Raw genomic sequence first — 20,381 nt, forward strand, 5'->3', positions numbered from 1 at the left:
TGAAGAAGGGGAAGGCTTCTTCCCGGAGCCCGGCACGGCGAAGGAGGCGGACGTGAACCTCAGAGCGATCCGGCACGAGCTCGGCATCACCGCCGAGCTCACCGAGCTGGCCAAGGTCCGCCACTGGGTCCGCACGGTCCTGGGCGGCCTCCCGGCGAACGTCGTCAGCACCGCTGTGATGGTGGTGGACGAGCTGACGTCCAACGCCCTGCGCCACGGCCGCGCGCCCTATCACGTGCGCCTGCTCACCGGCACCGCGAAGCTGCGGATCGAGGTCGAAGACGGCGGGGGCGATCCGGCTCGCCGCCGGGCGCCGTCCGACCAGGGCGGCCGCGGACTCCTGCTGGTGGAGCGCTGCGCGGCGGCCTGGGGCCAGCTGCGGCGGCCCAGCGGCAAGACGCTGTGGGCCGAGCTGGCCACCGACGACCCTGCGGGCGCGCGTGGCTGACCCGGTGCGCACCGCGCGCAGGGCCCCCGAGACCGGGGACCGGGGCTGGGCCGCCGCGCCCACGGCCGCCGTCTGCGCCGACGTCACGGGTGTGGTCCTCGCGCTCTTCCCCGTAGCCGAGCCCGGCGTCCCCTGACCGGCGCGGTGGCGGACTGGCTGGTCGAGGCGCACGACCTCGCGGCGGCGAGATCGTCCGCGGTGCGGGCGACGGGGCTGCTCCACGCCGCACGTACTTGGCGGACCCGGCCGCCGGATCGAGGCTGTCGGCATGACCGCCGGGTCGACCTGCACCTGGACCGCACCGGACGCCGCCACCGCCCGCGTCTTGATCGTCGGCGAACTCGAGTTCGCCACGGCCCGGCTGCTGCTGCAGCTGGTCACCGAGCAGCCGCTCGAGCGCGCGCGGCCGGTTGTCCAAGTGCAGCCGGCCGCCCGCGCCGGTGACCGCGCGGTGGACCAGCAGCAACGTCGACAGCCCGGAGGAGTCGCAAAAGCTGATCCCGCCGCAGTCGAGCCGCACTTCCGGGTGGTCGGCCTGCCGACGTTGACCGGGATGACGGCGTACCTGACCGGCGAGACCGCCGACTCACGGGCCCGGCTCGACTCCTAAGCGGTCCAGTTCCCACGGGTCGTGGGCGCTGAAGATCGTCACCTCGTCGCCGTGGCGCCTCGCCAGCTCGCGCAGCCGAGCCTGCGTACCCACCCGCAGGTCGTGATGGACCTCCGAGCGGGTCTGCACGACGTCCAGCACCGGGTGCGGCTCCGGGTCGGCCATCAGCTCCCGGTGGTAGTAGTACGCGTCGCCGCAGTGCAGCAGCCAGCGCGTGCCGTCGTGCACCGCTACTCCCGCGTGACCCGCCGTGTGGCCGCCGAGCGGGACGAGCCGGATGTCTGCCGCGAGACCCGTCAGCGGCACCGAAGCGAAGCCGAACCAGTCGTCCTGGGACGGCGCTTCGTAGGTCTCCCACTTCGGGCCGTGCGCCCAGTGCGCCGGCCGGTACCGGAAGCTCGGCGCCTCGGCGAGGGCCGCGTCCAGCTCCGCGGCGAGGGCGTGGACCCGCGCGTCCGGGAAGTCGGGAAGGCCGCCGCAGTGGTCGACGTCGAGGTGGGTCAGGACGACGTGCCGCACGTCCTCCGGGGTGAAGCCGAGCCGGACGACCTGCCGGACGGCCGTCTCGTCTTCGGCGAGCAACGGCTGCGCCATGGTGACCCAGTCGCCGCCCAGGGCGGCGGTGGGATCGCGGACGTCGTCGAGGCCGAGGCCGGTTTCGACGAGCACGAGGCCGTCGTGCTCGGTCTCGGCGAGCAGGCAGTGGTTGACCGCGTGCGCGGCCGGCAGTCCGGGGGCTTCGATCTGCCGCACGGACCCGCAGTTGAGGTGGTGGATCTTCATGGCCGTCATCGTCCGACTTGAACTACGCTTCAAGTCAAGGAGGCCACGATGACCCTGCTCGACATCGCCGAAGTCGCCGAGAAGTCCGGGCTCGCACCGTCGGCGCTGCGGTTCTACGAGAAGCGCGGGCTCGTCGAGCCGGCCGGCCGCAACGGTCTGCGGCGCACGTACCACCCGGACGTCCTGCGCCGCCTCGACCTCGTGGCCTGCGCGCGCGGCGCCGGGTTCACGATCGCGGAGATCGCCCGGTTCCTCGTGGCGACGCCGAGCGACGACGCGCTGCGCGCGCGGATGGCGGTCAAGGCGACCGAGCTCGACGACGCCATCGACCGGCTCACCCGCATGCGCGACAGCCTCCGCCACGCGGCGACCTGCGAGCACGTGCCGCTGGTCGAGTGCCCGGACTTCAAGCAGGCTATTTCGTAGCTTTCGCCAGCTTCGACGGCCACCAGATGCGCCGCCCGACGTCCACGGTCAGGGCGGGCACCAGCAGCGATCGCACCAGGAACGTGTCCAGCAGGACGCCGAACGCGACGATGAACGCGATCTGGGCGAGGAACAGGATCGGGATCACCGCGAGCGCGGAGAACGTCGCGGCGAGCACCACGCCGGCCGAGGTGATCACCCCGCCGGTCAGCGACAGCCCGCGCAGCGTGCCGTCGCGCGTGCCGCGGGTCAGTGCCTCCTCGCGGACCCGCGTCATCAGGAAGATGTTGTAGTCGATCCCCAGTGCCACCAGGAAGACGAACCCGAACAGCGGCACGACCGGGTCCGCGCCCGGGAAGTCCAGGATGTGGTTGAACACCAAGGCGGACACGCCCATCGTCGCCGCGAACGAGAGCACCACCGTCGCGATCAGCAGCAGCGGTGCGAGCAACGACCGCAGCAGCAGGGCCAGCACGAGGAAGATCACGAGCAGCACGATCGGGATGATCAGCGCGCGGTCGTGCTCCGAGGTCTTCTGCGTGTCGAGCTGGATCGCCGTCGGGCCACCGACTTTCGCGTTCGCGCCGGGGGTCGCGTGCACGGCGTCACGCAGCTTGCCGACGGTCGCCACGGCCGCTTCGGAGTCCGCCGGATCGTTCAGCACGGACAGGATCTGCACGCGGCCGTTCACGACCTTGGGCTTGCCGTCCGGGCCGGGCAGCGGGAACGACTGCGCGACTCCGTCCATTGTGGACGCCTTCAGCACGGCGGGCAGCGCGCCGGCGTCGGCAACCGTGATCGCGGGTGCCCCGAGCCCGCCCGGGAAGTGCCGGCCGAGGACTTCCTGGCCGGTCCCGGACTCGACCTGGGTGAGAAAAACGTCGGACTGCGCGGTGCCGGACGCCTTGAGCTGCGGCAGGAACGCGACACCGACGCCGAGGACGAGCGCCGTCACCACCCAGACCGTGCGCGGGCGGCGGCCGACCAGGCCGGCGACGCGACCCCAGATCCCGGCGGTCTCCGGGTGCGGCGAGCCGAGCGCCGGCTTGAACGGCCAGAACGCGCCGCGGCCGCAGAGAGCCAGGGCGGCGGGCAGGAACGTCGTGGACGCCAGCAGCGCGGCGCCGATGCCGATCGCCGCGACCGGGCCGAGGCCCTTGTTGGAGTTCAGGTCGCTGAACAGCAGGCACAGCACCCCGAGGATGACGGTGCCCGCCGAGGCGGCGATCGGTTCGAGCGTCGCGCGCCAGGCCAGTTTCAGTGCGTCGAAGCGGCTCGGCGTGTCCCGCAGCTGTTCTCGGAACCGCGCGACGGTCAGCAGCGCGTAGTCGGTCGCCGCGCCGAAGACGAGGATCGAGAGGATGCCCTGGCTCTGGCCGTTGAGCGCGAGGACGTCGTTCTTCGCCAGCAGGTAGACGACGAGGCTGGCGAGCCCGAGCGCGAACACGGCCGAGAGCAGCACCAGGAACGGCAGCAGCGGGCTGCGGTAGACCACGATGAGGATCAGCGCGACGACCCCGCCGGCGACGAGCAGCAGGATGCCGTCGATACCGCCGAACGCCTTCACCAGGTCGGCGATCTGCCCGGCCGGCCCCGTGACCAGCACGGTCAGCCCGGCCGGGGCGCCTTCGAGCGTCGCGCGGACCTCCTTGACGACGTCGCCGGGATTGCCGTCGGCGAGGATCGGCACGGCCAGCTGCACGGCCTGGTCGTCGCGCGGGGCCTGCTCCGGCTTGCCGAGCGGGCCGACGACGCCGGGGATGCCGCTCAGCTCCTGGGCCTTGGCGTCGAGGAACCGGCGGTCTTCGGCGGTCAGGCCGGTGGTGCGCTCGGCGACGACGGTCGCGGGCAGCACCTGACGCGGACTGAAAGCCTTCTGCTCGTCCGAGACCTCGGTGGCCTCGGCCGAGCGCGGCAGGAAGGCGGCGTTGTCGTTCTTCGCGACTTCGCTGAGCTTCCCGGCGAACGGCCCGCCGAACCCGCCCAGCCCGAGCCAGGCGATCACCAGGAGGGCGGGGATCAGCCAGCGGAGCCGGCGCGGCTTCTCGTTCATGGTCGCTAAGGTCCTTTCGAGGGCGAACACGCCCAATTGTTCAGCAAGCTGAACATTCTGCACGACGACCCGGAGTGACGGTGAGCACAACCCCCGAACCCGACCTGAGCACCTGGCCCACGGGCCGGTTGCTCGCCGTGGCGGCACGCCTGGTGGAACACCGCTGGGCGGCCGTGCTCGACGGCATGGGGCTCACCCACGCGGGGCTGATCGCGCTCCACACGTTGCGCGACGGGCCGCTCCCCCAGCGCACGCTGGCCCAGCGCTGCCAGGTGACCGACCAGACGATGAGCCGCACGCTCGACCGGCTGGCCAAGGCGGGATTCGTCACCCGGACGCCGGACCCGGCCGACGCTCGGCGGCACTTGACCCGGTTGACGGCGCCCGGCCGGGCGGTGCACGAACGGGCGGTGCGAGCCGAGCCGGCGTTGCTCGGCGTACTGGGCGAGGACGACGCGTTCCGCGCCGGGCTGCTGGACGTGATCACCCGGCTGTCCGCGGGAGATCGAGACCAACCGGTGACCTGACCGGCTCCGCCCCAGGCCGGGCGGCGTTCTCGTCGCAGGAGGGACGGCCGGAAGCCCGTGCCGCGGCCACCTCCGGCGATTCATCTCGCGCGGGGGTGGGTAGGTCTTCTTCCATGTGGATCGCGGTGAGCACCCCAGTGGCCCTCCTGATCGCCACCGTTCTGATGGAGCGGTTCGAGCGACGATGCACCCTCATGCCGGCCGCGAAGCGCGAACCGGCCGAACTGCCGGTGTCGAGCGCGCTCGACTAGCGGCACCCGCTCGTCCTTTGTGGATGGTCAGCGCTCCCTCCGGCGAGGCCACGGGTGACTCCTGCATGTGATCCACGTCTCATTCCTCCCCGTCGAGAACCCCGGGCCTGCCCCGCGGCGACTGACGAAGCAGATCCGGCGAACTCCGGATCGAGGGAGGAGCACACCATGCGCAGCAAGTCCACCCGCACGGTGATCGGGCTGGCCACCGCGGCCGGGCTCGTCACGGCGGTGAGCATCGGGCTGGCCGGCGGCGCGTCGGCGGCACCGGGAATCTCGGAGGGGACCATGACGAACGCGAACCACGACCAGCCGCCCCAGGGAGCCAGGGCCACCGTGCAGGTGAGCCCGAACCCGACGTCCCGGCGCGGCCAGGAAGTGACCATCACGGGCAACTGCGGAGGCGGTACCGGACTGAAGTCCGTGCTCGGCGGCTTCCCGGAGCACCCGGCACTGGAGAACATCCGGATCATCGACGCCGGACCGGACCACTTCGTCGCCAAGGCGACGGTGTCCGAGCACATCGGCAACGGCGTCGGCCCGGTCTTCGTCGACTGCGGCGGGGAGGCCGGAGTGACACTTCTGGTCACTCACGTCTGACCCGAACGGCGCGAGTCGCTGCGTGCTGCGATCCGGCTGTCACGGCGGACTCCCGGTGTGGTGCTGGGTGCGTCAGACGCACCCAACGTCACACCGGGTCGCTCGGAAACGCGGCTTCGCCGGAACCCCGGAAGCGTTCCGGTGAGCGGGTCATCCGGTCAATTCCGCCGAATTCAGCAGGTCTTCCACGCGAAGTGGTAAATCGTGTCGACACTCGCGTGCTCGGAATCCATTTCTATGTAGCTCGTTCCGGAGGAGGTGCCCGCGTCCGCCCGCAGTTCCGCATTGATGTTCAGGTTGCGGTCCTCGCCGCACGGGGCGAACACCAGCGCCGCGACGTCGGTGGTGTCGCTCGCCCGCCACACGCCGTGGAACGGGCCCGGGTAGGTGTGCCGGACCCGCGCGGTCGGTGACGTCCCGGCGAAGTAGTAGTTGGCCTGCTCGAGCGCGCTCGCCCCGCTCTCGATGTGCGCGTAGCCGCGGTACTCGGCCTCGGCGATCGCGTACGTGAACCCTTGGGGCACATGGACGAGCACGTTGATCTGACAGTTCTTCCGGGCGTCGAGCGCGGACGTGCCACCGCCGGCCTTGGCGGTGAAGTTCGTGTAGCGCACCGTGAACGACGTGTTGTCGGACGCGACGTCGGCCGACGCCGTGGCGGTGCCGGCCGGGCAGCCGGACCCGTTGATGGTCTTGATGTCGAGCGTGATCTTTTCGGTCGGAGCCGATGCCGCCGCGGAATCGACGGGTGCGGCGAGGGCGGACAGAACCATTCCGGCTACGACCAACATACCGAGCATGACGCTCCTCCAAATGGGCCACGGTGCCTTTTGATCACGATGATCGCGCGCGGAACGGATCGTAGCGCGATCGCAACGTTTTCGACGGCCACTAAACGGAGTAACACGACGACTCGGAGTACGGGAAATCCATTTCCCGCTATTTCACTCTTCACCGGTTGCGAATAGCGGATAATCGACGGTCAGTGCTGGTCCAGACCAGTATCGTGCCGGAGCGAGTACGGCGGCGTCGCGCCGCCGAGCAGTGCCTCGGCGTCCAGGGTCGTCGCCCGGCTCCCCCGCTCCGCGAACCGCCGCGCCACCAGCGCGCCCGGCTCGTCGACGCGGTCCGCGCGCCCGGACAGGAAGGCCCACTCGTGCTCGTCGGAACCGAAGTACAGCACCGTCGGGAACACCTCACGGAACCGGCGCCACGACGCGAGCAGCGTCTCGTTGCGCCACAGCGTCGGGCAGCCCGCCTGGCAGGTCACCACCCCGCCGGGGGCCAGGAGCCGGGCGCACCGGCCGAGGAAGTCCGTGCCGTACAAGCGGTTGTGCTGTGCGTCCGGGTCGGTGTTCTCGTCGGGCAGGTCGATCACGACCACGTCGTAGGTGTCGCCCCGGGCTTCGGCCGCGGCCAGGAACGCCCAGCCGTCCTCGAAGGACACCCGGATCGGGCCGGCACCTTCCACCAGTGCGCGCGCGAGGTCCGCGGTCGTGTAGCCGTACGGCAGGTGTTCGGCGCAGGCCCGCACCGCCTGCTCGTCGATGTCGACGTGGTCGACGACCGTGGCGCCCGCCGAAACCGCCAGCTCGGAGGCGACCCCTTCGCTCGACCCGATGATCAGGATCCGCCGCACCCGCTCGGCCAGCAGCAGCGCGGGCACCATCAGCGCCTCGTGGTAGACGAGCTGGCTCGCTTCGGTGCTCTGGCGTTCACCGTCGCAGAACAGCGAAATCCCTTGCGCGGTCTTCCCGATCAGCACCTCCTGGAACGGCGTGCGCGCGCTGAACACGACGTCGTCGACCTCCCACCCCCGGGTGAGGCCGGCGCCGACCGGTTCGTGGATCGTGGGCATCAGCGTTCTCCCCGGTGCAGGACGGACAGGTGGACCGAAGCGGCGTCCAGCGACTTCGCCAGCAACCGCAGCGCGTACTCGGGATCGGCGCGCTCGCCGCAGGTGAACACGTCGGCGAACAGCGACCCGTGCTCGGGGTACGTGTGGACGGACGCGTGCGACTCGGCCAGCAGGGCGATCACCGTGGCGCCCTGCGGAGCGAACCGCTTGGCCACGACGTCGACGACCGTCGCGCCCGCCTCCGTCACCGCCGCCCGCAGCAGCTCCCCGAGCCGCGCGGCGTCGTCGAGCAGGCCCGGGTCGATGCCGTGCAGCTCGGCCAGCACGTGCCGCCCGGTGAACCGGCCGACCTCAGGCATCGCCCCACCTCCCGACGCAGTGGGTGCGCAGCGGCTCGATGCCGTTGAACCCGACCGACGCGTAGCTCGCGGTGTAGGCCCCGGTGCCCGGCACGTCGAGCCGGTCGCCGGTCCGCAGGGACAGCGGCAGCTCGTAGCGCGTCCGCTGGTAGAGGACGTCGTCGCCGTCGCAGGTCGGCCCGGCGAGCACCACCGGCCCGGCCGGGCCGTCGTGCTCCCCCACCGGCTCGAACCGGTAGGCGATCGCCTCGTTCTCGGCCTCGGCGAGGCCGTTGTAGCGGCCGATGTCGAGGTAGACCCACCGGCGCTCGCCACGCTGGGCGACCAGCACGACCTCGGTCCGCAGCAGCCCCGCGTAGGCAACGAGCACCCGGCCGGGCTCCAGCATCAGCTCGGGCCGGTCGCCGGGGAAGTGCGTGTCGAGCGCCGTCGCGATCGTCGCCGCGTACGTGGCCAGGGAAGGAACGGCCGCCCGGTGCGTGGTCGCGAAGCCGCCGCCGAGGTTGAGCCGCGTCATCGCGACCCCCTGCGCCGCGGCCTCGGCGAACAGCTTCGCCGCCGTGGCGATCCCGATCTCCCACGCGGCGACGGCCGGCTGCTGCGACCCGACGTGGAAGGCGATCCCCGGCCGCAACCCGAGCGCGGCCGCACGCACCACCAGGTCCAGGGCCTCGGCCGGTTCGCAGCCGAACTTCCGGCCGAACGGCGTCACCGAGTCCGGCGCGTCGAGCACCACGCGGATCGACACCGCCGAGCCCGGCGCGTACCGCCCCAGGTGGTCGACGTCGCCGGGCGCGTCCGACGTGAACTCGCGGACCCCGCGCTCGAACGCGAAGGCGATGTCGCGGGGCTTCTTGATCGGGTTGCCGTAGGCGAGGTCCGCCGGGGCCGCGCCGCGCTCGAGGCACAGCGCGAGCTCGGCGGGACCGGCGACGTCGAAGCCGGCCCCGGCCGCCACCAGCGCGTCGAGCACCGGTGGCGCAGGGTTGGCCTTGACCGCGTACCGGATCAGCGCGCCCGGGAACGCCGAGCGGAACTCGCGGGCCCGGGCCGCGACGGCGTCGGTGTCGACGACGAGGCACGGGGTCGGCGGGTCCCGGTCCTCGAGGAACCGGCGAAGGGGGTCGGCGCACACGGCGCCAGTGTCGCAAACGGCGTCAGACGAACCGCCACAGGTGGTCGGGTGACCCGTTGTCGTCCCACTGGGTCACCTGCGCGCCGTCCGCCGTGGACTGCTGGTCGACCGCCATGACCTTGCCGCTGCGGACGTTGACGAGCTTCGACCAGCCGCCGCCGGCGTCGACGATCCGCCAGTTGTGGTCGGGGGTGCCGTTGTCCTGGTACTGCTGCACGTGGGCGCCGTTGTCAAGGCTCTGGTCGTGGACCGCCAGGATCTTGCCGCTGTTGCGGTTGACGATCCGGACGGTGCCGTCGCCGCTGTCGACCACCGCCCAGAGGTGGTCGGCGGTGCCGTTGTCGGACCACTGCGTGACTTCGGCGGTGTCGGCCAGGGACATGGTCGACACGGCGAGCACCTTGCCCGAGCGCTGGTTCTGGAGCTTGCGCCACACCGTGGCCGACGCCGCCGGGCGCGTCAGCAGGGCCAGGTAGCCGCCGGCGACCGGGCGGGCCTGGAAGCCGCGCTGGGTGGCGTCGGCGACGACGTACCAGTCGCTGAACGGGACGCGCTGCGGTGTGCTGTTCGCGTAGCTGTAGACGCCTTCGACCAGCGTGTTCCGGATGTTCGGCTGGTCGGTGAGCCAGGCCGCGGTCCACAGCTCCCAGTCGGCCTTCGTGTAGTTGTTGCGCGGGTCGAGCAGGACGCCGTGCGCGCCGGCGCGGCCCTGGTACCAGGCGGCCTCCTGCGCCGCGACGCCGAGCGGGACGAGGTCCAGCCCGAGGACGCGGTCGGCGAAGCCGTTGTACTTCAGGCTCCACGTGCCGGGCTGGTCGTAGGCCAGCTTGAGGTGCTGGTTCGACGTGTCCTGCGCGAGGGTCACCCACTGGCTGATGTAGCTGCGGGACGTCGACCGGTACCGCTGGACGTCGGCGGTGTTCCCGGTCGTGGCGGCGATGACGCCCATCGCGCCGACGCCGATGATGCCCTTGAGCGCGAGGTTGGCGCTGTGGGCGATGAAGCCGGTGAAGTCGTCGGTCTGGTTCTGGAACCCGGGGTCGAGGGTGGTGCCGATCAGGTACTCGGCCCACTGCCGCAGGATCCGGTAGTGGGTGGTGGCGAACGCGCTCGCCTCCGCCGATGGGAGCCGCTGCACCAGGGCGGCGGCCATGATCAGCAGGTTGGCCGACTCCTCGACCGGCATGCTCTCCTCGTTGCCGTCGTTGTGCCCGGTCGCGTCCGGGTAGTGCGTCCCGAGGTCGTGCTCGGCGAACTGCATCGGCCAGCCGCCGCGCTCGGCGTAGTCGAGCAGCGGCTCCAGGATCAGCCGCAGGTAGGCCGGGGAAAGGTAGAGGTAGGCGGGGAACGCCGGGTAGGTGACGTCCACAGTGGACATGTTGCCGTTGGAGGAGATCTCCTTGAGGAAGCCCCACGGCGCGCCGCCCCGGTCGACGAGCTCGGTGCCGCCGAAGGCCTGGCGCAGCGCCAGCGCGCAGATCCCCGCGTAGTGCTCGCCGGTGCTGCCGCCGCCGGCCGCCGCGACGGCGTCGTCGTGCAGGCGTTGGTCGATCGCGGTCGCGGCGGTGAGCGCGCTCGCGTAGTCGTTGGCGAACCAGACGGCCATGTCCTGCCAGCTGCCCCAGTAGTGCGTCCACCACGGGTTCAGCGGCGTGCCGAGGTAGCGGACGGCGGGCGTGCGGACGTGCCCGATCGACAGCGTGAACGGGCTCGACGAGCCACCGGCCGGGATCGTGCCGAGGTTCTTGTTGAAGGCCAGCACCGGCCAGCGGTCGCTGATCGCGCGCGGCTGCGCCGTGTCACTGGTGTTGTTCAGCGCGCCCTGGCCGGCGGACGCGGCGCGCACGACGGTGTCCTGCCCGATCTGCCAGCTGACACCGGACGTCGGCGCGGCCAGCACGAGCGAACCCCAGCTCGCCTGGTCGCCGTTCTCCTGCAGCACGCCCGGGCTCGCCGGGGTGCAGCTGAGCAGTGTCTGGCCGCCGGACTGCTGCTGAGTCCAGGTGACCGGGGTCGACGTGTTCCCGTGCACCCACTCGGCGGAGGTGTCGAAGTGCAGGTCGACGGCGTGCGCGCGGCCGTCGGCGCTCGCGGCCTGGACGGTCACGTAGCCGAAGGGCACGCACTGGCGCTGGAGGTTCGCCGGATCCACGGGCGAGAAGAACGTGACGGTCAGGTTCACCCCGCCGCCGGCGAGGACGTAGGTCGAGCGCGTGCCGGTCACCTGCAGGCTGACCTGCGTCATCGGGGTGAGGGCGGGCCCGCCCGGCAGCGCGGGCGAGCCGGCGAAGACAAACGCGACGCCGTCGATACGGGCGAGACCACACAACGCGGTGGTGTGGCCGGTCCAGAAGCTCGACCAGGTGCCCGGGAGGTTGTCGGCGGGCTGCCAGGTGGACAGGTACGGCGAGCGGACGATCAGCGGGGTGGCGGGCGGGCGGATCGGGCTGAAGGTGCCCGCGGCGGCGGCCGTGCCGGGCAGCCACAGCGCCGCGGCGACGGCGGCGGCCGTCCCCCCGGCGAGCCGGAGCAGGTCCCGGCGGGTCAGGTGATCGCGTTCTCGGGAGGACATCGGTGGCCCCTTCCACGGCGTGCGAGCCGGAGCGACGAACAGCGCAGGGACACTTTTACATCGTTGGTACAACGTTGTAAATCCGCCGTTGGTCGGTGTGGTGATTCCTTTGCGGACCACTGGACGCGCAGGTCCGGTGCGGATTTCCAGCGGCTCGGCCGGGTCTCCGGTCGGCTGTGTCTTGAATGAGTCATTCAGGGCACCGGAGGTCCTGAATGACTCATTCAAGACTTTTGCGGAGCCGGTGCGGGCGTCAGACGGTTCGGCGCGGGCGGTCCGACGGCGGCCAGACGTACGGCAAATCCGGCGGCACGTCCGGGAACTGCGCGGCGTAGTGGTCGGGATCCTTCCGCACCAGCGCCGACTGGTGGCTGCGGTGGAGGGCCTCGTCGCCCAGCCAGGGCGGGAGGTCGCCGGTGGCCGCCAGCTCGGCCTGCGTGCGCACCGCCGCGCCGTCCGGCGACCCCGGGTCGCCGGTGCCCGCCGGCTCATCGGCACCCGCGCCGGTCGCCCGCGTGTACTCGTCACCCAGCTTCACCGCGCACGTGTCCGCCGCGCCCAGCGCGCACCACACCGCGCAGACCTCGAGGCCGTAGCGGGTCAGCGCCTCCTCGTACCCCGTCCACATCTTCGCCGCCGGGTGGTGGCGCCAGCCGTAGTCCGGCACGACCAGCGCGCGCAGCACCTGGAGCGTCTCCACGCGCTGCTTGCCGAGCCGGCGGCGGTCGAGCGTGCGGGCACTGGCGGTGAAGTCGGCGCAAGGCAGGAACGTCTGCATCCCGGCCGGGTACCCCACCGGCGCCCGCCGATGCGGGAAGATCGGTGAATGCACGCCGACCTCGTCTTCACCCGCGGCCCCGTGCTCACCCCCGGCGGCCGGGCCGGGTTCGCGGCTGTCCGCGGCGATCGGATCGTCGCCGTCGGCGACGATCCGGGACCCCTGATCGGCCCGCGCACCGACGTCGTCGACCTCCACGGCCGGCTGCTGTTGCCCGGCTTCCAGGACGCGCACGTGCACGCCGTCGGCGGCGGCATCGAGCTCGGCCGTTGCGACCTCACCAGTGCCGGCACCGTCGTGAGCTGTCTCGACGCAGTCGCCGCGTACGCCAGGGCGAACCCGCGGCTCGAATGGCTCACCGGCAGCGGCTGGTCGCTCGACACCTTCGCGGGCGGTCTCCCCCACCGCCGGCTGCTCGACGCCGTCGTGCCGGAAAGACCGGTCGTTCTGGTCAACCGCGACCACCACGGCGCCTGGCTGAACAGCGCCGCGCTCGCCCGCGCCGGGATCACCGCGGACACGCCCGACCCACCCGACGGCCGGATCGAGCGCGACGCCGACGGCGCGACCGGCGTCCTCCAGGAAGGCGCGGTGGACCTCGTCACGCGGCTGCTGCCGCCGGTCACCGGGACCGACGAGCTCGCCGGCCTGCTGCGGGCGCAACGGCTGCTGCACTCGCTCGGCGTCACCGCCTGGCAGGACCCGCTGCTCGGCGAGTACGGCGGCATGCCCGACCCGTCGAGCGCGTACGCCACCGCGGCGGAACGGGGCCTGTTGAGCGCCCGGGTCACCGGCGCGCTCTGGTGGGACCGCACCCGCGGCGCCGACCAGCTCCCGGACCTCATGGATCGCCGGGAGTCGTTGCGCGACAGCGGGTTTCGCGCCGGCACCGTCAAGATCATGCTGGACGGCGTCGCCGAGAACCACACCGCGGCGCTGCTCAGCCCCTACCGGTGCACCGACCACAGTGGACTGAGCTTCGTCGACCCGGTGGCTCTGCGCGAGTACGTCACCCTTCTCGACGCGCACGGTTTCCAGGTGCACTTCCACGCGCTCGGCGACCGCGCGGTGCGGGACGCGCTCGACGCCGTCGAAGCCGCCCGCGCCGCCAACGGCGCGACCGGCCACCGGCACCACCTCGCACACCTGCAGGTGGTGCACCCCGACGACGTCCCGCGGTTCCGGCAGCTCGGCGCGACCGCGACGATCCAGCCGCTGTGGGCCGTGCACGAACCGCAAATGGACGAACTGACCATCCCCTTCCTCGGTGACGAACGGGCGTCGCGGCAGTACCCGTTCGGCGCCCTGCTGCGGTCCGGGGCCACCCTGGCCGCCGGGAGCGACTGGCCGGTGAGCAGCCCCGACCCGCTGCAGGGCATCCACGTGGCGGTGAACCGGATCCCGTACGGCGAGGACGTGCCCGCGTTCCTACCCGGGCAACGAATCGACCTGGCCGCGGCGATCGCCGCGTACACGGCGGGCTCGGCCTACGTCAACCACCTCGACGACACGGGCGCGATCCGGCCCGGCCACCGCGCCGACCTCGTGGTGCTCGACCGCGACCCCTTCGCGGGCCCCGAGCGGGAGATCGGGGCCGCGAAGGTCGCGATGACGTTCACCGGGGGCCGGTGCGTCCACGAGCCATGACGGCCGGCTCCGGCTCGACGTTCACCCGCGGGCGCAGGGGCAGGTTGTCCAGCCCCTCGACGTCGAGCACCAGGAACCAGTGCGCGTTGGCCGGGATGTGGATCTTGAACATCGGTGCGGTGGCCACCCCGCCGTGCATCCGGTAATACTGCCGGCGCCGGTAGGCCTGGAAGTTGACCTCCGTCAGGAGTCTGACGTTGGCCATCGCCTCCAGGCGGATGGTGACCACCGCGTCTCTTCGCAGCTTTCCGAGATCGAACACGTTCGCTTCCATTTCGCCCCTATTCACGCGTGGGTGGTGCTTCTGGCGGTCGCGGGCAGCGCGGATCGCGCCGCGGAACGCGACGGGAGGAAGTTCGAGGCGAGGTCAGCCGGGGCTGGTGCCCGGTTCGCAGGCCCGCCAGAGCGGGACGAAGTCCCCGTGCGACGGCGTGAACGCGCGAGTGGCGCGAGGACCGTGGCCGGCGGTCAGGAAAGCCGGCGGGATGGTGGGGGCGGCCCCGCAGGCGGCATCTTCCGGGGCCGGCGACCGCGGCGCCGGGGTCTTCCCCGGGCTGTGGGCCGGCTGCGGTTTGGTGGCGTGGTGAGTGGAGTGCCCCGACGGCCTCGAGTGTGCGGGCCGCGGCTCTGCGGCGGCGGGCTCGGTGGCCGGACAGGTGTACGCCAGGTCCGGTGCGGTCAGCTGGCTGGCGAGTTGGTGGGTGACCGGGGTGGTTTCCTCTTGTGGCGAAGCGACTTTCGCGTGGCGGGCCGGCCGTTTACCGGTCGGGTCCGCAGCGGGCGTCTCGACGCCTTCGCCGGCCGGCGCGACGATCGGCTGGACCACGGGGGTCAGGGTGTCGCCGACGGGCTTGGTCACCGGAGCCAGGACATCGGCGACGGGGTTCACCACGGCACCGGCCACGGGCAAGACGGCGCCGCTCAGCACCGGATCGAGTACGGGAGCCAGGATCCGGACGACTTGCTTGACCGGCTCGAGGATCGGCGCGGCGGCCCGCACGACCTGCGAAACCGGCTCGAGCACCGGGGCGGCAGCGCGCGCGAGTTGCGACACCGGCTCGACTACCGGGACGGCAGCGCGCACGACCTGCGACACCGGCTCCACTACCGGCGCAGCCGCACGCACGACTTGCGACACCGGCTCAACCACCGGGGCAGCCGTACGCACGACTTGCGACACCGGCTCGACTATCGACGCAACCGAACCCACCAGAGGTTCAACGGCACGCGAAGTGGACCGCGCTGCGTGCGAGACCGGCTCAACCGCCGGGGCCGTGGACCGCACTGTGCGCGAATCCTGCTCAACCGCCGGCCCAGCCGCGCGCGCCACCTGCGACACCGGCACAACCGCCCGCACCGCCTGCGACACCGGCTCGACACCAGGCACCGGAGTCACCAACCCGGCCACCCCAGCGCCGGCCCCGTCCTCCAGCGCCCGGGTCATCCCACCCGGCGGCGGCCCGCCGACAACTCCGGCCACCACCTCGCCGAGCGGGTTCACCTCACGCGTCTCGGCCTGGGCGTGGCCTGACACCAACCACGACACCAGCCAAAAGCCGGCGACCGCTCCGGCCACGAGCAGCAAGCGCCGGGCGGCGGTCGTCGCGCCACCCTTGTCGCGAGCCCTGGCCACGGTCGGCGAACCTCCGGAATGTGAGATGCGGGTCTGGGACTTACCCTCCAACGCCCGTTCCCACACGCCCGCTACGCGCCACCTGCCGCTACCACTCGACCGGCCTAGTTCTTTCGGGTCAGCATGCCTGCATGCACCCGCCAGTTGGCCGAGACCGATCCACCAGTCGCAGGCCACGCCCCGGATCAGGCTTCCTGAGCCCGTCGCTGCGAGGACAACGCGCCCAGCGCCAGGACGCCGTGCTGGAGCCCCTCGCGGAACGTCGCGCGCTGGCCCGGGCTCAGGTCGGCCAGCAGCGCGTCCTCCACCTCCGCCACGGCCGGTGCGCAGTCGGCCAGCAGCCGGTGCCCCGTTTCGGTCAGGCCGGCCAGCAGGACGCGCCGGTTGTCCGGCTTGGGGGCCCGCGCGATCAGGCCGCGCTTCTCCAGCGCCAGCACCATCTCGTGCATCGTCTGCGGGCGCAGGAACGACCGCCGCGCCAGCTGCGCCGACGACAGCGCGCCGCTGGCTTCGAGCACCGTCAGCGCGGTGTACTGCAACGTCGTGAGCCCGAGCGGCCGCAGCGCGTCGTCGAGCAGCGCCCTGATCACCAGCTCGAGCCGTTTGACCAGGTAGAGGGTCAGCGGCGGGCTAGCGGGCTGCTGCTCCGCGGAGGTGCTCACGCCGCTCATCATGACACGCGCCCGCGACTATGCTCCGATCATGGACCTCGGTCGGCAGACCCGCGTGCGGCAGGCGTTCGACACCTTTTTCGGCCCGCCCGAGGCACCGGAAGCAGACCACGTCCTTGACCTCTTTCGCCGCACCGCGGAGACCGTGCCCGCGTACCGGAAGTTCCTTGACGAGCACGGGATCGACGCCCAAACCGTCACGACCATGGCCGACTTCCGGAAGCTGCCGCTGCTCGACAAGGCGGGCTACCACCGGAAGTACCCGCTGCCCGAGCTGTGCCGCGGCGGCACGTTCGCCGGGAACGACATGATCGCCGTCTCGTCCGGGTCCAGCGGACGGCCGACGATCTGGCCGCGCGCGCTCGAGGACGAGCTGCACGTCGCGCGCCGGTTCGAAACCGTCCTGGTGGACGCCTTCCAGGCCGACCGGCGCGGCACGCTCGCCGTCGTCTGCTTCCCGCTCGGCACCTGGGTGGGCGGGCTGTTCACCACGGCGTGCGTGCGCCACCTCGCGGCCAAGGGCTGCCCGATCACCGTCGTGGCGCCGGGCAACAACAAGGCGGAGATCCTGCGCGTGCTCCCCGAGCTCGCGCCGCACTTCGAGCAGGTGGTGCTGCTGGGCTACCCGCCATTCGTCAAGGACGTCGTCGACACCGGCCTCGCCGAGGGTGTCGACTGGCCCGCGTACGCGATCAAGCTCGTGCTGGCGGGTGAAGTCTTCAGCGAGCAGTGGCGCGAGCTCGTCGCCCAGCGGGCCGGGATCGCCGACCCGGTCCGGGACATCGCGTCGCTGTACGGCACGGCCGACGCGGGCGTCCTCGGCACCGAAACCCCGCTGTCGGCGGGTATCCGCCGATTCTTCGCCGACCACCCGGACCTGGCCCGCGAGGTCTTCGGCGACGCGCGCCTCCCGACGCTCGTGCAGTACGACCCGGCGAGCCGCTTCTTCGAGGAGCACGAGGGCACGCTCGTCTTCACCGGCGACGGCGGCATCCCGCTGATCCGCTACCACATCGCCGACGACGGCGGGCTGCTGCCGCACGCGGAGCTGCTGGACTTCTGCGCCCGCCACGGTTTCACGCCGCCGCCCGGGCCGGAGCTGCCGTTCGTGTACGTGTTCGGCCGGTCGTTGTTCACGGTCTCGTTCTTCGGCGCGAACGTCTACCCGGAGAACGTCACCGTCGGCCTGGAGCAGCCCGGCATCAGCGACACGGTGACGGGGAAGTTCGTCATCGAGTCCGTCGAGGACGCGGACCGCGACCGCCGGCTGCGGATCACGGTCGAGACGGCGCCGGGTGCGACCGCCGACGCCGCCCGCCTCGCGACGGCCGTGCGCGACCAGCTGCGGCGACTCAACAGCGAGTTCGCGCACTACGTCCCCGCCGAGCGGCAGCTGCCGGACGTCGTCCTGCGCCCGGTCGGCGACCCGGAGTACTTCCCGGTCGGGGTGAAGCACCGCTACACGCGCCCGTCCTAGCTCCGGGCCAGCTTCCGGAACCGGTCGCGCCGCTCGTCGGCCGACGAGCCGTCGGCGATGTCGTCGTCGAACCACGAGGACAGCGCCGTCCACAGTTCCGCGCGGGCCGCGAAGCCGTCTTTCGCCACCAGGGAGTGCTCGAGCTCGGCGATGTCGGCGGCCAGCCGGTCGAGGCGCTGGTCGCACTGGCGGACGTACTCGCGGACGACGATGTTCACGTCCAAGCCCGTCTTCACGCGCCGGCCGGCGGCGCCGCGCAGCTGGGCGTGCAGCCGTTCTTCGCAGTACAGCGGGAATCCCGTGATCGACCCCGGGTAGCCGGAGTCGGCCGCCCACGCGCGGAACGCGCAGATCGCCTGGTAGCGCGTGTACCAGTCCTGTTTGCCGGTCGCCAGCTCGGTCAGCTTGCGCCAGGCGTCGCGGTCGGCCGCGCGCCAGCGGTCGAGCGTCCGGCCGTCCGGGGGTCCTCCGGCGTCGAGGGCCCGGGCGCGCCAGAAGTGGGCGCGGCAGGCGGCGATCTCCCCGACGAGCTGCCGGACGTAGCTGACCTGTTCCCAGACGTGGGCGCGCTGCGGCCGCAGCGGCGCGGCGCGGTCCGGGGAGAACGTGACCATCTCGAAGACCCGGAACAGCTCGTGCCCGCGCAGCGCGACGAGGTCGGGGTCCTCCCCCATCACCCACGACCGGCGCTCGGGCAGCCGGCCGCTGTGGCTGATCGTCGCGGCGTGGTAAAGCTCGCGGACCGCGCGGCGAGCCACCTCGTCGCGCGCTTCACCCACGAGACGCGGGTTGCGGGCGCGGTCGCGGAGGTCGCGTTCGCCGCGCGGGCCGACTTCGAGCATCGCGATGGCGTACACGCTTGCCGCGTTGTAGCACTCCTCCCACGACTTGCGGGACCCCGCGGCTTCGACGGTGTCGTCGAGCGCTTTCGGGTCCGGCGGCCAGTGGCGGTCCGGGCAGACGTCGGCCAGCCGCACGCGGCTGCCCGGGTAGGCGGGCCGGGGCACCGGGACCGCGCCGGTCACCGGCTCGACGTCGGCCATCGCGCGCCGCACCACCGTCCAGATCAGCGACAGGTCGAGCGCGCGGTTCGTCAGCTGCTGCCAGGTGCCGCGCCAGCGCCGCCGGAACCGGCGGTAGTCCGCGACGAGCCGTTCGATCTCGTACTGCGACAGGGCGCAGAAGTACGAGCGCATCTCCGCGGCCCGCTGGTTGTACTCGGCCAGCTGCTCCGGCGTCGCGTCGTGGACGACCAGCTCGTCGACCGGGACCTTCAGCACGCGGCGATGCAGTTCGAGCCGCTTCTCCGGCGGGATCGCGTCCGGCCGCACCCGCACGTCGAGGTCGACGTACCGGCGGAAGCGCAGCTCCAGCGCCACTCTCAGCTCGGCGCGGCGCAGCGCCCGCGCGTCGCCGGGCACGCCCGCCGTCGTGCGCCGGACCCACCACGAGCCGGCCACGGAGTCGCCGTGGCCGAGGACGAGCGCGTGCCGGTAGCGGGCGATCAGCAGCGCGACGGCGCGCCCGCGGCCCGCGTGGCGCGGCTGGCGCGCGAAGTCCGGGCCGATCCACCACCGCGCCAGCTTCGGGTGACCCCGGCTGCAGACGGTGATCACGTCGTCGTACGTGGCGAGCGCGTCGAGGTGCAGGTCGAGCTGCTCCTGCAGGGCGGCGATCTCGAGTCTGATGTAGACGTTCGACGGGTCGAGGCTCACCGCGCGGTAGTACTCGGCGAGCGCTTCGTCGTAGCGGCGGTGGATGATGAAGTGGTTGGCGCGCTGGTAGGCGTCGAACAGCTCGTACGGGATCTTCGCGCCCCGCCAGGCGGCCCAGTGGATGTTCGTGCGGACGTAGGCGCTGCGCGGGATGACCAGCGCGGCGACCGCGTTGGCCGCGCGGTGCAGCACGCGCGGCCAGTTCTCGTCCTCGATCACCAGCGGGCTCGCGGCGAACCGCGGGACGCGGACCAGCTCCAGGATGAGCTGGTAGCGGCCGGCGGTGTTGCCGGGCCGGACCGTGCCGGTGACGGTGAACGCCGCGGGCGGCTGGACGAGCCGGACCAGCTTGGTGGCGGCCTTCCACCAGCCTTCCGCGGAGTCGCCGGCGTGCTCGACGATCTGGATGAAGTCGTAGGAGCTTCCGGCTCCCGGCACCGGGGTCGGGGTGTAGAGCCGGGAGTCGTTGAGGATGCGCTTGAACGCGGCGGTCAGCTCGACGGCGGAGTCGATTTCGCGGTCGTGGCTGTCGTCGGGGCGCTCGTCGGCGAAGAGGCGGATGTCGATCTGGTTGGCGCGGAAGGCGGCGGCCTCGAGGCGGGCCCGGCCCACGAAGTACAGGGTGAGCACCGCGGAGATGATCACGGTGGACGTCTGCAGCACCGTCCAGGTGATGACGCTCGCGACCTTCGGGTCGCGGACGAACGTCCAGCTCTGGAAGAACGGCAGGTAGGGCACGACGGCGAAGCCGGCCGCGACGAGCCCGGCCGTCACCGCCGCGAGCCACCACCTGATCCGGTGAGCCGCTGGAAGTTCAGCCTGATCGAAGCCGCCGTGA

At 72.1% G+C, this 20,381-nt stretch carries 20 protein-coding genes and 1 pseudogene; 8 read left to right on the forward strand and 13 right to left on the reverse strand.

Going from position 1 to position 20,381, the window contains the following annotated elements; genetic code table 11:
• Positions 1–52: 52 nt before the first annotated feature.
• Complete coding sequence (locus tag AB0M59_RS46990; RefSeq protein WP_364628717.1) at positions 53–448, forward strand: ATP-binding protein; 396 nt, start codon at positions 53–55, stop codon at positions 446–448.
• On the forward strand, positions 441–584 hold the full coding sequence (locus tag AB0M59_RS46995) for a hypothetical protein (protein WP_364628719.1): 144 nt from the start codon (positions 441–443) through the stop codon (positions 582–584). Before AB0M59_RS46990 ends, AB0M59_RS46995 begins: the two co-directional genes overlap by 8 nt.
• Before the next feature lie 306 nt (positions 585–890).
• Here the strand turns inward: AB0M59_RS46995 and AB0M59_RS47000 are convergent.
• Both AB0M59_RS47000 and AB0M59_RS47005 read right to left on the reverse strand, forming a co-directional pair.
• Positions 891–968, reverse strand: a pseudogene (locus AB0M59_RS47000) (anti-sigma factor antagonist); the annotation flags it as partial.
• Between the two features lie 66 nt (positions 969–1,034).
• Positions 1,035–1,841 (reverse strand): MBL fold metallo-hydrolase, encoded by an 807-nt coding sequence (locus AB0M59_RS47005; RefSeq protein ID WP_364628722.1) that lies wholly within the window; start codon positions 1,839–1,841, stop codon positions 1,035–1,037.
• A 48-nt stretch (positions 1,842–1,889) separates the two neighbouring features.
• Here AB0M59_RS47005 and AB0M59_RS47010 point away from each other — a divergent pair, with 48 nt between their 5' ends.
• Positions 1,890–2,267, forward strand: coding sequence for a MerR family transcriptional regulator (locus AB0M59_RS47010; protein WP_364628724.1), 378 nt, complete (start codon positions 1,890–1,892; stop codon positions 2,265–2,267).
• On the opposite strand, the gene AB0M59_RS47015 is transcribed toward AB0M59_RS47010, so the two are convergent.
• Positions 2,257–4,320, reverse strand: coding sequence for an MMPL family transporter (locus AB0M59_RS47015; protein ID WP_364628726.1), 2,064 nt, complete (start codon positions 4,318–4,320; stop codon positions 2,257–2,259). The two genes, AB0M59_RS47010 and AB0M59_RS47015, sit on opposite strands and share 11 nt — an antisense overlap.
• A gap of 74 nt (positions 4,321–4,394) precedes the next feature.
• Here AB0M59_RS47015 and AB0M59_RS47020 point away from each other — a divergent pair, with 74 nt between their 5' ends.
• From AB0M59_RS47020 to AB0M59_RS47030, 3 genes are all read left to right on the forward strand, one after another.
• Complete coding sequence (locus tag AB0M59_RS47020) at positions 4,395–4,847, forward strand: MarR family transcriptional regulator (RefSeq protein WP_364628729.1); 453 nt, start codon at positions 4,395–4,397, stop codon at positions 4,845–4,847.
• A 113-nt stretch (positions 4,848–4,960) separates the two neighbouring features.
• The gene (locus AB0M59_RS47025; protein ID WP_364628732.1) at positions 4,961–5,098 is read left to right on the forward strand and encodes a hypothetical protein; all 138 of its coding nucleotides are present in this window, start codon (positions 4,961–4,963) and stop codon (positions 5,096–5,098) included.
• A gap of 168 nt (positions 5,099–5,266) precedes the next feature.
• Complete coding sequence (locus AB0M59_RS47030) at positions 5,267–5,698, forward strand: hypothetical protein (RefSeq protein ID WP_364628735.1); 432 nt, start codon at positions 5,267–5,269, stop codon at positions 5,696–5,698.
• 173 nt (positions 5,699–5,871) lie between these two features.
• Here AB0M59_RS47030 and AB0M59_RS47035 read toward each other — a convergent pair whose 3' ends face one another.
• The 6 genes from AB0M59_RS47035 to AB0M59_RS47060 form a co-directional block, all read right to left on the reverse strand.
• Positions 5,872–6,498 carry a DUF4360 domain-containing protein gene (locus AB0M59_RS47035; protein WP_364628737.1) on the reverse strand — a complete coding sequence of 209 codons (627 nt, stop codon included), beginning with the start codon at positions 6,496–6,498 and terminating at the stop codon, positions 5,872–5,874.
• 182 nt (positions 6,499–6,680) lie between these two features.
• A complete protein-coding gene (locus AB0M59_RS47040; RefSeq protein WP_364628740.1) occupies positions 6,681–7,556 on the reverse strand; it encodes a spermidine synthase in 876 nt (291 codons plus the stop codon).
• The gene (speD, locus tag AB0M59_RS47045) at positions 7,556–7,915 is read right to left on the reverse strand and encodes an adenosylmethionine decarboxylase (protein ID WP_364628743.1); all 360 of its coding nucleotides are present in this window, start codon (positions 7,913–7,915) and stop codon (positions 7,556–7,558) included. Before speD ends, AB0M59_RS47040 begins: the two co-directional genes overlap by 1 nt.
• Positions 7,908–9,050, reverse strand: coding sequence for a type III PLP-dependent enzyme (locus AB0M59_RS47050; protein WP_364628746.1), 1,143 nt, complete (start codon positions 9,048–9,050; stop codon positions 7,908–7,910). Before AB0M59_RS47050 ends, speD begins: the two co-directional genes overlap by 8 nt.
• 22 nt (positions 9,051–9,072) lie before the next feature.
• On the reverse strand, positions 9,073–11,622 hold the full coding sequence (locus tag AB0M59_RS47055) for a DUF5127 domain-containing protein (protein ID WP_364628749.1): 2,550 nt from the start codon (positions 11,620–11,622) through the stop codon (positions 9,073–9,075).
• 253 nt (positions 11,623–11,875) lie between these two features.
• Positions 11,876–12,400 (reverse strand): MSMEG_6728 family protein, encoded by a 525-nt coding sequence (locus tag AB0M59_RS47060; protein WP_364628826.1) that lies wholly within the window; start codon positions 12,398–12,400, stop codon positions 11,876–11,878.
• A 48-nt stretch (positions 12,401–12,448) separates the two neighbouring features.
• Between AB0M59_RS47060 and AB0M59_RS47065 the strand changes: the two genes are divergently transcribed.
• Positions 12,449–14,047 (forward strand): amidohydrolase, encoded by a 1,599-nt coding sequence (locus AB0M59_RS47065; RefSeq protein ID WP_364628752.1) that lies wholly within the window; start codon positions 12,449–12,451, stop codon positions 14,045–14,047.
• On the opposite strand, the gene AB0M59_RS47070 is transcribed toward AB0M59_RS47065, so the two are convergent.
• From AB0M59_RS47070 to AB0M59_RS47080, 3 genes are all read right to left on the reverse strand, one after another.
• Entirely contained in the window at positions 14,016–14,309 is a 294-nt protein-coding gene (locus tag AB0M59_RS47070) for a DUF1883 domain-containing protein (RefSeq protein WP_364628754.1), read from the reverse strand. The genes AB0M59_RS47065 and AB0M59_RS47070 overlap by 32 nt on opposite strands.
• Before the next feature lie 105 nt (positions 14,310–14,414).
• Entirely contained in the window at positions 14,415–15,680 is a 1,266-nt protein-coding gene (locus tag AB0M59_RS47075) for a hypothetical protein (protein WP_364628757.1), read from the reverse strand.
• A 185-nt stretch (positions 15,681–15,865) separates the two neighbouring features.
• Positions 15,866–16,354 carry a MarR family transcriptional regulator gene (locus AB0M59_RS47080; RefSeq protein WP_364628759.1) on the reverse strand — a complete coding sequence of 163 codons (489 nt, stop codon included), beginning with the start codon at positions 16,352–16,354 and terminating at the stop codon, positions 15,866–15,868.
• Positions 16,355–16,382: 28 nt separating this feature from the next.
• Between AB0M59_RS47080 and AB0M59_RS47085 the strand changes: the two genes are divergently transcribed.
• Entirely contained in the window at positions 16,383–17,828 is a 1,446-nt protein-coding gene (locus AB0M59_RS47085) for a phenylacetate--CoA ligase family protein (RefSeq protein WP_364628761.1), read from the forward strand.
• On the opposite strand, the gene AB0M59_RS47090 is transcribed toward AB0M59_RS47085, so the two are convergent.
• Entirely contained in the window at positions 17,825–20,317 is a 2,493-nt protein-coding gene (locus AB0M59_RS47090; protein ID WP_364628764.1) for a hypothetical protein, read from the reverse strand. The two genes, AB0M59_RS47085 and AB0M59_RS47090, sit on opposite strands and share 4 nt — an antisense overlap.
• Positions 20,318–20,381: the final 64 nt, after the last annotated feature.

It is taken from the genome of Amycolatopsis sp. NPDC051371, assembly GCF_040682155.1.
In the GTDB taxonomy this organism is placed as follows: Bacteria; Actinomycetota; Actinomycetes; order Mycobacteriales; family Pseudonocardiaceae; genus Amycolatopsis.

Bases quoted from the DNA above. Each gene is read 5' to 3' on its own strand.
- AB0M59_RS47005 (WP_364628722.1), bottom strand. From the start codon at position 1,841: ATGAAGATCCACCACCTCAACTGCGGGTCCGTGCGGCAGATCGAAGCC.
- AB0M59_RS47010 (WP_364628724.1), top strand. From the start codon at position 1,890: ATGACCCTGCTCGACATCGCCGAAGTCGCCGAGAAGTCCGGGCTCGCA.
- AB0M59_RS47015 (WP_364628726.1), bottom strand. From the start codon at position 4,320: ATGAACGAGAAGCCGCGCCGGCTCCGCTGGCTGATCCCCGCCCTCCTG.
- AB0M59_RS47025 (WP_364628732.1), top strand. From the start codon at position 4,961: ATGTGGATCGCGGTGAGCACCCCAGTGGCCCTCCTGATCGCCACCGTT.
- AB0M59_RS47030 (WP_364628735.1), top strand. From the start codon at position 5,267: ATGCGCAGCAAGTCCACCCGCACGGTGATCGGGCTGGCCACCGCGGCC.
- AB0M59_RS47035 (WP_364628737.1), bottom strand. From the start codon at position 6,498: ATGCTCGGTATGTTGGTCGTAGCCGGAATGGTTCTGTCCGCCCTCGCC.
- AB0M59_RS47040 (WP_364628740.1), bottom strand. From the start codon at position 7,556: ATGCCCACGATCCACGAACCGGTCGGCGCCGGCCTCACCCGGGGGTGG.
- speD (WP_364628743.1), bottom strand. From the start codon at position 7,915: ATGCCTGAGGTCGGCCGGTTCACCGGGCGGCACGTGCTGGCCGAGCTG.
- AB0M59_RS47055 (WP_364628749.1), bottom strand. From the start codon at position 11,622: ATGTCCTCCCGAGAACGCGATCACCTGACCCGCCGGGACCTGCTCCGG.
- AB0M59_RS47060 (WP_364628826.1), bottom strand. From the start codon at position 12,400: ATGCAGACGTTCCTGCCTTGCGCCGACTTCACCGCCAGTGCCCGCACG.
- AB0M59_RS47065 (WP_364628752.1), top strand. From the start codon at position 12,449: ATGCACGCCGACCTCGTCTTCACCCGCGGCCCCGTGCTCACCCCCGGC.
- AB0M59_RS47080 (WP_364628759.1), bottom strand. From the start codon at position 16,354: ATGATGAGCGGCGTGAGCACCTCCGCGGAGCAGCAGCCCGCTAGCCCG.
- AB0M59_RS47085 (WP_364628761.1), top strand. From the start codon at position 16,383: ATGGACCTCGGTCGGCAGACCCGCGTGCGGCAGGCGTTCGACACCTTT.